Raw genomic sequence first — 12,971 nt, 5'->3', positions numbered from 1 at the left:
CATGTATCATGAACTCTGACGAACTCCGTAATAAATACATCGAATTTTTTGTTTCAAAAGGACATGCCCGTATTACGGGCCAGAGCCTTATCCCTGAAAATGATCCTACCGTGCTTTTTACTACCGCGGGTATGCATCCCCTGGTTCCATATCTGCTGGGTGAGCCGCATCCTGCCGGAACGCGTCTTACCGATTATCAGAAGTGTATCCGGACCGGTGATATCGATGCGGTAGGAGATCCCCATCACCTCACCTTTTTTGAGATGCTTGGAAACTGGTCTCTTGGGGACTATTTTAAGGAAGATGCCATTTCCATGAGTTTTGAATTCCTCACAAGTCCCAAGTGGCTGGGAATCCCGGTGGAAAAGCTTTCGGTTACCTGTTTTGCCGGCGACGATGAGGTTCCCAGGGATGAAGAATCGGCTTCCGTCTGGAAGCGTATGGGAATCCCTGAAGATAGAATTTTCTTTCTCGGTAGGGGGGACAACTGGTGGGGGCCTGCCGGTGAGACTGGTCCCTGCGGCCCTGATACAGAGATGTTCATCGACACTGGAAGGGATGCTTGCGGAGACGACTGTCGGCCCGGTTGCCCGTGCGGAAAGTACTTCGAGGTGTGGAACGATGTCTTCATGCAGTACAATAAGCAGGCTGACGGAAGTTTTGTTCCTCTTGAGCGTACATGTGTCGATACCGGAATGGGCATAGAGCGTACCGTTGCCGTACTGCAGGGAAAACGATCGGTCTATGAAACCGAGGCCTTTACCCCGCTGATTTCAGGCATTGAGCGGCTTTCCGGAAAACAGTATGGCAAGGACGAGGGAGACGATACCTCCATCAGGATCATTGCCGATCATGTCCGAACCGCCGTTTTCATTCTTGGCGATGAACGGGGAGTGAAGCCTTCCAACCTGGGACAAGGCTATATTCTTCGGCGCCTTATTCGCCGCGCCGTTCGGCATGGGCTGAAACTCGGTATCGACCGTGCTTTTCTCTCTGAACTTGCTGATATTGTTTTCGAACGGTATGGTCTTCCCTATCCCGAGCTGATTGCTGCAAAGGACTTTGTTCGTGAAGAGCTAACGGCGGAAGAGGCACGTTTTTCTGAGACCCTGAAAAAGGGTGAGCACGAATTTGAGAAGCTTCTTCCCAATCTCAAAAAGAGTAAAAGCGGTGTTATCCCTGGTCGGGTTGCCTTTCGTCTCTACGATACCTACGGTTTTCCGCTGGAGATAACCGAGGAGCTTGCCGCCGAGCATGATTTAACGGTCGATCGGGAGGGATTCGAGAAATCCTTTGAAAAGCATCAGGAGCTCTCCAAGAAGGGAGCCGAGAAGAGCTTCAAGGGCGGCCTTGCCGACCATTCTGAGCGGACTACTGCACTCCATACCGCCACGCATCTCCTCCATAAGGCCCTTAGGATGGTGCTGGGCGAGCACGTACAGCAGAAGGGAAGTAATATTACCACCGAACGGCTTCGCTTCGATTTTGTGCATCCTGAGAAGATGAGCGATGAAGAGGTCCGTCGGGTTGAGGAGATTGTCAACCAACAAATCGACCGTGATCTCCCTGTTTCCATGGAGATGATGAGCCTTGATGAGGCCCGGGCCGCCGGTGCCCTTGCCTTCTTTGAAAGCAAGTACGGCGAACAGGTAAAGGTCTATTCTATTGGTGATTTTTCAAAAGAGGTCTGTGGCGGCCCGCATGTAGAGCATACCGGCCAATTGGGGCGATTTAAGATTACGAAGGAGCAATCCTCATCTGCAGGGGTCAGACGAATCAGGGCGGTTCTCGAGGACCGCTAACTGACCGCAGGCACCGTTAATTTCAGAACCGCGTCGGTAGCGCCTGGAAACGGCGATACCGGCCTGTTCGAGGCGCTTTCTGTATCGGATGATCTCCTGGTCGCTCGGCGGCCGGAAATCAAGCCCTTCCGTAGGGTTCCAGGGAATGACGTTTACCAATACCGATAAACCCCTTGCGAAGTCAGCTACGCCTTGGGCCTGTTCCTCTGCACTATTAATGCCGCCGAGAAGTACACATTCCAGGGTTATTCGCCGCTTGCTTTTTTCTTGATAGAAGTGTAATGCCTGTTTTAGTTCCGGTAAGGGGTTTGCTTTGCTAACCGGCATAAGCCTCTGGCGTAACTTTGGATCTGCGGTTACCAGGGAACAGGCAAGACGGGGAATTAATGCTGTTTCGCTAAGAGAACGGATTCCGTCGACGATGCCGCAGGTGGAGACCGTTATTTTCCTTATGCCGATACCTGGGCCTTCCGGATGGTTAAGAATCGCTATTGCCTTTTGTACCGGAGGAAGATTTGCAAGGGGTTCTCCCATCCCCATAAAGACAATATTCGATATCTCCCCATAACGATTTTTCAGGTGATAATACTGTTCGAGAATTTCTCCTGTACTGAGATTCCTCAGAAGACCCATGGTTCCGGTCCGACAGAAAGCACATCTCATGGCGCAGCCGACCTGGCTGGAGAGGCAGGCTGTTTTGCGGCCGCTCTCATCTACCAGAAGTACCGATTCCACAAAGCGTCCGTCGATAAGTTCTAATAATAACTTCGCACTGCCGTCGGATGCCTCGTCGAACCGCGTAGGCACGGAAGAAAAAAGGGAAGCTTCTTCACTCAGTCGGTTTCGGTCGTTCAGGGATAGGGTTGATATCTGCGTCCAGGAGGATATTCCTTGCTGGAGTGCCCTGAACACCTGTTTCCCCCGAAAAGCGGGGGAGAGGTGAAATACGCGACAGATTTCATCGGGAAATAGGCCGGAAGCGCAGTCGGTGCCTTCCGGGAAGGGGTAATATGACGGGCTCATCCGCCTTGACGAATCTTCTCAACGAGAGACGAAACGTAGCTGTTGCGGATACCAAGACGCTGAAAATCCCCTAAAACCTCGAGGGCCTTATACTTTTGTCCCAGGGCAAGGTAACACTCCGCTATCTCGGTGTACAGACGATGGTTTTTGGGGTCGTCTTTCAAAAGTCCGTAAAGGCTTTCGATGGCCTCCTCGTAATTTCCCCGTGCCTTGTTGATAAGTGCCAAGCCAAGAATAGCATAAACATCAAATTCGATGTTAAGGGCCTTGCGGTAATATTCCTCGGCATTGTCGTAATCGCCCATACAGCGGTAGGCATCGCCGGCTCGGGTGAGTATTACCTTGTTGTGGGGATCGAGTTTGAGAATTCGATGCCAATACTCAAGAGAATCGGCATGATGATCCATTCCCCGATAACAATCCGCCATCCCGAAGAGGGCGTAGAAATTTTGCGGTTCCAGTTCCAATGCCTTATGGAAGTATTCAAGCCCCTGTGCATAGGTCTTCAGCTTCCTGTGGCAGTTTCCCAAGCTGGTGAGAACTCTGATGTCGACGCTCTCTTTCTTGACTTGCAGCATTCTCTCCCAATACTGAAGGGCCTGCTCATATTCTCTAAAGTCATAATGGAGATGACCTAGGCCGATGAGCGCATATGGGTTGTCAGGTTCGATTTCCAGGACCTGGAGATATACCTCTTTCGAATGGCGAAAGTCCTTCACCTTTCGATAGGCATCCGCAACTCTGGTAAGGACGGTGACGTTTTTCTCGTCGTGTTGAAGATACCGCTCCCATATCTTAATTGCATCATCATATTTATTTAGGGCCTTATAACAGTCTGCAAGCCCGAAGAGTGCATAGTTATTGCCGTCGTGATGTTGAAGACAGCGTTGATAGTAGGTGATGGCATCTCTGAAATGTCCCCGTTTACGGGAAGCATCCCCCATCCCTACAAGTGCATAATTATTAAATTCATCATGCTGCAGGATTTTTTCGAAGCAACGCTCCGCCTCTCCTGTGAGATTTTCTTTCAGCAGCTGATAGCCTCTTTTCGAGAGCTCAGAAATTTCATTGAGAACAGATTCTTCAAATTGACCCGAGGCATCGGAAAAATCTCTTTCGTCTGGTTCATTCATATCCATCATATCTATCATTCCCCTTCGCTCAACCACCGTCTAATAACAGATGCGGTTTGTTCAAGCAATGCATCAACCTTTCCTGGTGCAGATGCGAGCCAGTAGAGTCTTAGGGCCTCCAAAGGATCCCCATTTTCTATGCATCGGTCACCGACCCTGATCAAACCATCTGAATATCCAGTAGTGATGAAAATTCTTTTCGCAAGTTCAACGTTCCCGGAATTGTATTGTTCGTTTCCCTTCCTGATGAGTGCGGCTCGATCGGATGACGATAAGGGCCTGTTCCCGGTTTTTCCGATCTTGAGGAATCCTTCCCGGGGGAGCAACTTTGATAACTCCTCTTTTTTCATTCCACACTAACCATAAGGCCAAGTTTTCTTGTAACTATAGGGAAAAAATAGAAGAAAAGCAAGGTCTTAAGCCCCTATCAAACGCTAATCGTTCCTTTCGTCGAGGGGGTTATACCTTTTGCCTTCTTTTTTAGGGCGTTTCCCAGTGCTTTTCCCAGGGCCTTAAAGGCAGCTTCTGCAATATGATGACTATTTTCGCCGTAGCGTGCATCTATATGGAGGTTTAAACCTCCGCGAACGGCAAAGGCACGGAAGAATTCTTTCAGAAGCGCAGTGTCGAAATTTCCACACATGCTTTGGGGGAAGAGGGCATTCATATAAAAGTAGGGACGCCCTCCCGCATCAATGGTTACCTCAACCAATGCATCATCCATGGGGATAACCGCATGTCCGAAGCGTTCGATCGCATTCTTCTTCAGAACATAGCTTCTGACGGCATCCCCCAGTACGAGCCCTGTATCTTCGACAAGATGATGCGGATCCACTTCGATATCACCCCGGGCGGAAATCGTAAAGCCCAGTTCCCCATGGAACGCCATAGAGGTAAGGAGGTGGTCGAAGAAGGGAACTTCCGTTGAAATTGTTCCCGGTAGAGATTCCGGCCCCTCGAAACTGACACAGATTTCGGTTTCCTTTGTATTTCTTTCGATGCGAATGGTTTCACTCATGGTTGTCCTCCTCAATCATCTGTATGAAATGATCGATTTTTCGGTGGTGGAGCTTATAGTAGGAGGGGTTCGCAATCAGGTGAACATGAATATCCTCCAGCTTCTTCTTCACTTCAAGATGGTTGGCCTTGAGCGTGTTTCCCGTTTCAACAAGATCGACAATGTAGGGTGCCAAGCCTAAAACCGGAGCAAGCTCCACCGAACCGTTTAGCTTGATAATCTGAACGGGAATCCCCCTTTGATGAAAGTAATCCCTTGTAAAATTGATAAATTTGGTAGCAACGGCGACTCCTCGCTTATCCAGTGAAAAGGGCTCGTCCCGCCTGCCTGCAATGCACATCGATGTACCGCCGAAATCAAAGGTCTTGAGGCGAAAAAAACGATATTCGGATTCATACAGAACATCGGAACCGCAGATGCCGAGACCTGCGATACCATGGTTCACATATGTGGGAAGATCGCTGTTTTTTACCAGAAAGATCTCAAGCGTTCCGCTTTCGTCGCGGGCCACAAGTTTTCGTTTTTCAAAGGAAAAGGCCATTCCCCTTTCTGCAAATCGCTCTTGTATTTCATCCAGCAGCCGTCCCTTTGGCAAAGCAAGGCTCAAAGGGGCTTCCTGTGATTTCTCATTCATCGCTTTCTCCTATAGTGTCATGCATTCGCCTGCTGCTCTCCGCTTTTCCGCTGCTTTAAAGGCCTCTTCAAAGCTTCCATAGTGGTCCGATGTGACCGGACGGGGGGGGAGAAAGTCATCTCCAAGCAGCGGCTCTATTTTTCTCAACATGATGGAAAAGCCGGCGGAAGGTGCATTAAAGCCGAAGCTCTCCAACAGCTTATCATAACGCCCTCCCGAAGCGATTGCGTCGTCCAGAGTATCAATATAGGCTTGAAACACAATGCCCGTGTAATATGGCTGCTCTCCAACCTCGGAGAAATCGATGCGCAGTTGTTCCACCTTGTTAAGTCGTTCCAGAATCGTGAACATTGCCTCCATCTCTTCCATTGCTTGCTTTGCCGCAGCGTTAAGATGGGCAGCAAAACGAGGTTTTATGCTTTTAAGCTCCTCCGGTGTTCCAATAAAGCGAAGCATCGCGGCAATGGCCGAACCCGCTTCTTTTCCGTACAACTTCTTCAAAAGCTCGGCCGTGTCTGCTCTATTGCGGTTGCGAACATCCGCAATTGCCGATTCCCGTTCTGCCGAACAGAGATCTGTAAAAATAGCATCTACGAGGCGCCTGCTCCCGATATGGATAAGGGGCTTCACATGCAGGGAATCGAAAGTTGCCAACAGCAGGAGCAGAATTTCCAGATCACCTTCTATCTTTTCTTTTCCGATCAGCTCGGCCCCTACCTGGAAAAACTCATTTCTGCTGATATCTTCCCTGTTCTGGTGCCGAAGAATGGTGTCGCTGTAACAAACCCTGGCCGGAAGATCCTCTTGTCGCAACAGCAATCCCATCTGTTTAGCCAGAAAAAGGGTAATGTCGGACCGAAGCATCAGCAGATCTCCCTCTCTATCGATGAGGCGGTAGATATGTTTCTTGTTTTCGTTCAGGAGGTGCCGGTAGGTATCAAAAAAATCAAACACCGGAGTTTCTGCGGGTAGATATCCCCAGGAAGCAAAAAGCCGATGGAGTTTATAGGTAATCTCTCGATGGCGATATGCTTCCTCGAGATAGAAACTTTCGGTTCCCAGCGGAATCTGTAATAATCTGTCCTGATTGTCCCTCACGGATACTCCTCCCGCCTGCTGGCTGGTTTCCTTTTGCGGATTGAGGATACTATACCAGTAATGGCAGGTGAGGAAAAGAGTATGTAGTGTCCGGAATCCTGGTGGTGCGTCGGTTATTATGGTGGTGGATTCCTTTGTTTTTCGCCGTTGGCTTGCTGTTTTTACAATAGAGCTTACAAGTTACAGAGAAGAAAGGATTTACACGCCATGTATCACCACTATTCAGAACACTAACTTGCAATACAACGACATAACGAAGGCCTCTTTGCCGGACTAAATGAATGACTTCCTTTTAGAAAACTTTAGGAAACCCCAACACCCGGCTGCAACAACGATGCAGCCGGATGCCTGTGTCTCAAAAGGATGAAAGTTGGGTCTTATAACCGGTTTTGTTCGAAATGAGTTCTCCGGTAAACACAGATCCCTCGGAGCTGTCTTCCCATCGGTATTTCACGAGCTTTCCCGAAACCTCATCACTGATCCACCATTGATACCGAAGTATCCCTGTTTTCGTTTGATCGTTTCCGGCTTCATCGGTGTAATGGCTTTTGGTTTTTTCTTCCAGAAGGACCTCTTGTGCGTTAAAAGTGCCTGCCGGGACCTGTATAACAGAGGTTCCCACCACATGCGATTCCCATGGGCCTTGATAATACTCCGGGGGTTCCTCCTCTTCCGCATCCTCTTGATCGCTGGTCTCGTTCTGCTCCGGTAACCACTCTCTGATTTCGCCGCTTTCCTGGTCGCGATATCTGAAGGCAAGTAATTCATACTCCTTGCCGATCAGGGCTTCGGAGAGAAGGTCGGATTCATTGTCGGAATAACGGAGTTGCCACCACCCACTTCCATCTTCATTACGTTTGAGAAGGGCCCGTTCCACGGTTAAACGGCTTTCTTCATCATCCGTGGAGACTTGTATCCTCCATTCAACTCCTTCCCCCTCGTTGAAGTTTTCATAGCCGTACATAAAACCACCGGCAAAAAAGGCATGTGTATAAACCACCATTGCCAGCATTGAATCCTGCAATCCTGCTATGCCGGTAGCTGATAGTATGGCATTCTCTGCCCGTCGGTTTATCGAACTTTTGGCCTTGGAAACTGTGTTGCTTATTGCAGTGCAACTTGATACCGCAAAGGCAATCACAACAAATAAGACCAGTAGTTTGGGTATTCCGCTCCTTTTATTATGCATTCAAGATCTCCTCCTGTTATGACGTGTCGATCAAAGTATAGCTCGTCCGGTTTCTAGGCGCAAAAAGAAAGAGGGGGCCTTGCCTCGGAGTGGTTTTCCGGTATAGTAATTGATAAGGAGTAGTGTGCTATGATAATGGACAAGCGATACCGAAAGCGATGTTTTTTTTTGATCCCTGCTGTTCTTCTTTTATTCTTTTCGGGGTGTTTGTCCGACGGCGAGAATGTTTCTCCAAAGGCCTCGGAGACGATAGATGATCGTTATGACGAGTCGGGCCGGTTGAGGCCAGTTATTATTGATGATGTTATCGATTTCTCCGACTTACGTTATGCTCAACTCTGGAATACCACTCCTGTTGACGGTAAACCTCGTTTTTTTGCAACGGTACCGCGAATGGCCGATCGTGAGGCCGAGTACGACCGGTGTCTGGATATGGCTGCCGTCCAGGTTTCACGTTTTGTTTCAACCCGAGTCGTAGCGAAGTTTGCGACCTTGACCCAGGGAAGAGACTTCGGGCACCTTGAGGATGTTGATGTAAGTTTCGATGTCGATGCTGCGGCATCTTTCCGAGATTCTCTCGATCCTGTTGCCTACCTTCGGGACCGGGAAGCGAGTTACGTCGTATTTGAGTTTTCCGGTTTTTCGTTGAAAGGGGTATCGGTAAAAAGTGATCTTCACAATGGACTTCCTGTCTGGGTAACGGCTGTACCTGAAATTCCCGGCTACATTACCGGCTTGGGAGCTGTGGGACGCTATCGTTATGTGGCCGAGTCGATCTATCAAGCTGATAGGATGGCCATGGCAGGGATTGCGCGGCAGATGGCGATTGATGTAAAAGAAAAACAGGAAAATTATGAAAATGGTAAAGGCTCTTCTGTTCATCGGAGCGTCAACCTCGAGGTTTCAGATATCGAGTTGAAAGGTGCATACATCATTGCCCGGTGGCGTTCTCTGGATGAAAACAACTACTATTCTCTTGCTATATATCCTGTGAGCCATGAGTGAATGATGGATAACCAAGCTATAGTCGATTTCCTTGTCTCCCTGGAAGCTCCTGCTACGGAAGTTACCGTAGTGCAGAGCGGGAAAAGCAGCGAAAAGGTCGACGGCCTCTACAAGCCCTTTGATCGTACCATCATTCTTCACAACCGAAACGCTTCGATGCAGGAGTCTTCATTTCTTTTACGAATGGCGATTCATCAATATACCCATCACCTGTTGATATATGGAACAGCCCTGGATCCCGTTCCTCTTGCCGAACCCCGAGAAGAGGTTGCCCGACATCACGGTAGTAGATTCAGTGCTTGCTATCACAGACTCTTATCCAGGGCGGCCGGGATGGATGCCGGAGTTGCCGGGGCTCCATGGGATGCTGACCCGGAACTCAGTGCCGTGGCAGATCGTATTCGCGGTACATTGTTGCCGCAGTATGGTGGCATCGCTTTAGAGTTGGGGGCACAATATGCCGAGGCTGAACGCTTGTGTGCGCAAAAGGGATACAATCTTGAAGAGTGGCTTGAGGATGCAGTAGGGGCGGATTTGGCTGACGCAAAGCGGATGTTACGAGCTCATCATGAAGGCCTTTCGCCAAAAATCGGCTTTGATGCCATGAAGAGTTTGTTGAAAATTCCGAAAGAGCATCGTCGGGAAGCCGAGGCGGCCGTTGTTTCGGGGGATAGATCGCCAAAGGCCGTTGAATCGGATTTTCGCCCGCCTTTTCGCCGTGAGGCAAATACCAAAGAGGGAAGCGATAACAATAATGCTTCATTTGCCGTTGAGCGGCTTCAAAAAGAGAAGCTTCGCCTGGAGCAAAAGATGGAACACATTAGGGCCAGGTTACTGAAGCTTGAGGCCCGTTTACACAGTATGGGAGTTGATGATGAATGAACTTTTTTGGGCTCTGATGCTTCTTTTTAATTTTGGGGCGATCATCCTGGCATATCGGTTCTGGGGCAAAATCGGACTTTTTATCTGGATACCGATCGCTTCGATTGTCGCCAATATTCAGGTTACGAAGACTATTGATCTTTTCGGCCTGACTGCTACTCTTGGAAACATTGTCTATGCGGGAAGCTTTCTGGTAACGGATATTCTCAATGAAAATCATGGAAAAAAGGATGCCCGTAAGGCCGTCGGAATCGGCTTTTTCTCTCTTATCGCCATGATGGTTCTCATGAATATGGCACTTTGGTTTCGTCCCGGCGCAGATGATTTTGCCCAGGAGAGCCTCGTCACACTTTTTTCTCCCATGCCGAGAATCGTTCTTGCCAGTCTTATCGCTTACGGAGTAAGCCAGCTGCATGATGTCTGGTCGTATAACATGTGGAAAGAGAAGCTGCCTGCACGACGTTTTATTTGGCTGCGAAATAACATCAGCACCATGATCAGCCAGCTCATTGATTCGGTGATCTTTACCACGATTGCCTTCTTCGGTACCTTCCCCACTCATGTTTTGGTCGAGATTACCATCTCTACCTACATCCTCAAGTGGATCGTCGCGGTCTGCGATACCCCGTTTATCTATCTTGCCAGTAGCTGGCGGGAGCGAGCCGAGCTTATGGAGTCTCGGTAAAAGGCATGAGCCCTTTTTTTACCGATCTACGCATTTCGAAAGAGAAATCCGCCCCGGTCTTTTTCTTGTAGATGCGCAGGGCTTCCTTCTTTATATCCTCCTTGCCTGTCATTGTCGCCAGTTCTTTCGGAGTGAGGCTTTTGTAGTGATTTTCGAAGGTCATTGCCCACAATGGGTATCGGTCGGTCTGTTTTCGTCGTGATGCCGCTTCGGTGGGGTAGCCGATAACGAGCATGGTAAGAGGGAATACAGAAGAAGGGAGACCAAGCATTTCACGATGCTCTTCGATTTGTTCCATGATGTCGCCGATGTAACAGGAACCTAATCCAAGGGACTGAGCCGCAATAACGACATTCTGGGCGGCTGCCATGGCATCGCAGCTTGCAAGCATAAGATCGGAAAGTGCAGGCTTCTGAATAAATGCTTCTCCACTCTCGTTGCAGCTTTCCGGTACCTGCCCCGCACGATAAAGATCCCAAAGGCGATTAGGATCGGCAAGAAATATCAGTACGATTGGAGCCTTTGCGATGAAAGGTTGATGGTCACAGCTGATCGCCAATTTTTCTTTGAGTTCCTGGTCGGTTACATCGATGATCGAATAGAGCATAAGGTTTCCCGCTGTCGGTGCCCGTCGGGCAGCCTCAATGAGAAGGGCCTTCTTTTCCTCTTCTACGGCTTTGTCGAGAAAGACCCGTACCGACTTTCTCGACATCATGGAATCGATTAATTCGTTCATTTTATGCCACTCCGTTCAAGAAGCTGATCTAACTGACGAAGCACCAGATTTCGCTTGATCTTTTTTGTGGTGGTAGTTTCCATCGCTTTTTCCAAGATGGTCATCTTTGTTATGCGTTTATAGGGAAGAAGCTCTTTATTAACCTCTGCGACTGCTTTTTCCAACCGTTTTTTTCGATCCTCAGGTGTCCAACCCTTAAAAAACTCTTCACTCGGATAAATGATTGCCTCAATGCCTTCGGCAAGGGTTTCCTTTTTCTGAATGTAGCCCTTGATCATGATCTGATCGATCTCCTGAAAAAGTTGAAAATGATCTTCAATCTCTTCGGGGTAAACATTTTTCCCACCCTCGGTAACAATCAACGATTTTTTACGACCGGTGAGAAACAGATAATGTTCTTTGTCGAGATATCCTACATCGCCGGTTCGTAGGAACCCATCACTTGTGAATAGATCCTTGGTTGCTTCTGGATCTCGATAGTATCCTGATGTGATATTTGGGCCTTTTACCGCAATTTCACCCACACCATCTTCATCCGGGTCAAGAATTTTCATGTCGACCAGCGGAAAAACCTTGCCCACAGATCTTAGTTTGAACTGGTGAAGCGGGTTGAGGGTAATGATGGGAGATGTTTCTGTCAGTCCATACCCCTGGACGAAGTCAAGTCCCAGTTCGTTGTAGCGACGGAACGTTTCAGGGGCCAGCGGTCCGCCTCCACAGATACAAATTCTAATTCTATCCAGACCGACCTCTCGTAAAAGCGGTCTAAAAATCTTTTTTCCGATATTGATTCTTAAAAAACGCTTACACACTCCGCTGATACGCATGAATAGGCCTACCGTTACATGAGTCGGTAACCCCCTTCCTCGTACTTCCTTCATCATTCCCTTTAATAATTTATTGTATAACAGTGGAATAGCCATAAACATGGTGATATGTCCCTCTTTCAGGTCTCTCATCATTTCTTTTACCACCATTCGTTTAGCGAAAACCAATTCGGAACCGTATCTAATCGACTCAAGAAAAACGGCCGTCATCGTATAACTGTGATGAAGCGGGAGAAGAGCGTACCAGATGTCTTTTTCGGTTGCGGTCATGAACATCGGATGACAAGCCTGGAATACATCACTCATCAAATTGGCATGAGTCAACATAACTCCCTTTTCATTTCCTGTTGTTCCGCTGGTAAACAGAATCGCCGCAATATCGTCTTCACTCCTACCAACCTCCGAAGGAGAGACTGGCGACGATGATCCCATGTTCAAAATGTACTGATCCTTTTTGGGGGAGAGGCTGAACATGTGAGAGACAGCGGCTGGCTTTTTCTTCTGAAAGTCCTCAAAACGTTCTTCATCAATGCAGACAAACTTTGCATCGACAAACTGGCTGAGTGAAACAATCCGATCGGTTTCCAGCTGATAATCGATGGGTACCACAACCCCGCCTGCAAAAAGAATCGCAAGGTAGCTTATTGCCCATTCAGGGCTGTTTTTGCCTGAAATTACCACCCTCTGCCCTGGCTCTATCCCGCTTTCCCGAAAAAATGCAGCTATAGACCTGATTTTGAGATCCGCCTCCCTATACGTAAAGCTCTCCCTTTCAGGGCTAAAGCGGGTAAAGCAGAGGCGTTCCGGAAAGAGCTTCGCATTGAGCGTAAATATCTCACAAATAGTCGGCCATTGGCCTTTTATGAGTGTTCCCCGATATGCATCAAGATAATCCCATGAATTTTCCATACCTGTCTCCACGTTATGACAATTCTCGCC

The 12,971-nt window shown here is 48.6% G+C and carries 13 protein-coding genes; 4 read left to right on the top strand and 9 right to left on the bottom strand.

Annotated elements, in window-relative coordinates; genetic code table 11:
- The first annotated feature begins 8 nt into the window (after positions 1 to 8).
- The gene (locus SPIRS_RS15870; protein ID WP_013255703.1) at positions 9 to 1,802 is read left to right on the top strand and encodes an alanine--tRNA ligase; all 1,794 of its coding nucleotides are present in this window, start codon (positions 9 to 11) and stop codon (positions 1,800 to 1,802) included.
- Here SPIRS_RS15870 and rlmN read toward each other — a convergent pair.
- The 7 genes from rlmN to SPIRS_RS15835 form a co-directional block, all read right to left on the bottom strand.
- Positions 1,755 to 2,825 (bottom strand): 23S rRNA (adenine(2503)-C(2))-methyltransferase RlmN, encoded by a 1,071-nt coding sequence (gene rlmN / locus SPIRS_RS15865; protein WP_013255702.1) that lies wholly within the window; start codon positions 2,823 to 2,825, stop codon positions 1,755 to 1,757. The two genes, SPIRS_RS15870 and rlmN, sit on opposite strands and share 48 nt — an antisense overlap.
- On the bottom strand, positions 2,822 to 3,976 hold the full coding sequence (locus tag SPIRS_RS15860) for a tetratricopeptide repeat protein (RefSeq protein ID WP_013255701.1): 1,155 nt from the start codon (positions 3,974 to 3,976) through the stop codon (positions 2,822 to 2,824). The genes rlmN and SPIRS_RS15860 overlap by 4 nt, the downstream gene beginning before the upstream one ends.
- Positions 3,973 to 4,308: a hypothetical protein gene (locus SPIRS_RS15855; RefSeq protein ID WP_020614233.1), complete on the bottom strand. Its 336-nt coding sequence runs from the start codon at positions 4,306 to 4,308 to the stop codon at positions 3,973 to 3,975. The genes SPIRS_RS15860 and SPIRS_RS15855 overlap by 4 nt, the downstream gene beginning before the upstream one ends.
- A gap of 77 nt (positions 4,309 to 4,385) precedes the next feature.
- A complete protein-coding gene (gene hisB / locus SPIRS_RS15850; protein WP_013255699.1) occupies positions 4,386 to 4,976 on the bottom strand; it encodes an imidazoleglycerol-phosphate dehydratase HisB in 591 nt (196 codons plus the stop codon).
- Complete coding sequence (gene hisG, locus SPIRS_RS15845; RefSeq protein ID WP_013255698.1) at positions 4,969 to 5,610, bottom strand: ATP phosphoribosyltransferase; 642 nt, start codon at positions 5,608 to 5,610, stop codon at positions 4,969 to 4,971. Before hisG ends, hisB begins: the two co-directional genes overlap by 8 nt.
- A 9-nt stretch (positions 5,611 to 5,619) precedes the next feature.
- Positions 5,620 to 6,708, bottom strand: a complete 1,089-nt coding sequence (locus SPIRS_RS15840; protein ID WP_013255697.1) for an ATP phosphoribosyltransferase regulatory subunit — start codon at positions 6,706 to 6,708, stop codon at positions 5,620 to 5,622.
- A 355-nt stretch (positions 6,709 to 7,063) separates the two neighbouring features.
- Positions 7,064 to 7,897, bottom strand: coding sequence for a hypothetical protein (locus tag SPIRS_RS15835; protein WP_013255696.1), 834 nt, complete (start codon positions 7,895 to 7,897; stop codon positions 7,064 to 7,066).
- Positions 7,898 to 8,026: 129 nt separating this feature from the next.
- Here SPIRS_RS15835 and SPIRS_RS15830 point away from each other — a divergent pair, with 129 nt between their 5' ends.
- The 3 genes from SPIRS_RS15830 to SPIRS_RS15820 are packed head-to-tail and all read left to right on the top strand — an operon-like array spanning position 8,027 to position 10,469.
- Positions 8,027 to 8,902 (top strand): hypothetical protein, encoded by an 876-nt coding sequence (locus tag SPIRS_RS15830; RefSeq protein ID WP_013255695.1) that lies wholly within the window; start codon positions 8,027 to 8,029, stop codon positions 8,900 to 8,902.
- 3 nt (positions 8,903 to 8,905) lie between these two features.
- Entirely contained in the window at positions 8,906 to 9,784 is an 879-nt protein-coding gene (locus SPIRS_RS15825) for a hypothetical protein (RefSeq protein WP_148224087.1), read from the top strand.
- Positions 9,777 to 10,469, top strand: coding sequence for a queuosine precursor transporter (locus SPIRS_RS15820; RefSeq protein ID WP_013255693.1), 693 nt, complete (start codon positions 9,777 to 9,779; stop codon positions 10,467 to 10,469). The genes SPIRS_RS15825 and SPIRS_RS15820 overlap by 8 nt, the downstream gene beginning before the upstream one ends.
- Here SPIRS_RS15820 and SPIRS_RS15815 read toward each other — a convergent pair.
- Both SPIRS_RS15815 and SPIRS_RS15810 read right to left on the bottom strand, forming a co-directional pair.
- Positions 10,453 to 11,205 carry a nitroreductase family protein gene (locus SPIRS_RS15815; RefSeq protein WP_013255692.1) on the bottom strand — a complete coding sequence of 251 codons (753 nt, stop codon included), beginning with the start codon at positions 11,203 to 11,205 and terminating at the stop codon, positions 10,453 to 10,455. The genes SPIRS_RS15820 and SPIRS_RS15815 overlap by 17 nt on opposite strands.
- Complete coding sequence (locus SPIRS_RS15810; RefSeq protein WP_013255691.1) at positions 11,202 to 12,941, bottom strand: AMP-dependent synthetase/ligase; 1,740 nt, start codon at positions 12,939 to 12,941, stop codon at positions 11,202 to 11,204. The genes SPIRS_RS15815 and SPIRS_RS15810 overlap by 4 nt, the downstream gene beginning before the upstream one ends.
- Positions 12,942 to 12,971: the final 30 nt, after the last annotated feature.

The sequence above is a fragment of the Sediminispirochaeta smaragdinae DSM 11293 genome (assembly GCF_000143985.1).
In the GTDB taxonomy this organism is placed as follows: Bacteria; Spirochaetota; Spirochaetia; order DSM-16054; family Sediminispirochaetaceae; genus Sediminispirochaeta; species Sediminispirochaeta smaragdinae.
This window is presented reverse-complemented; position numbering and strand designations above follow the sequence as displayed.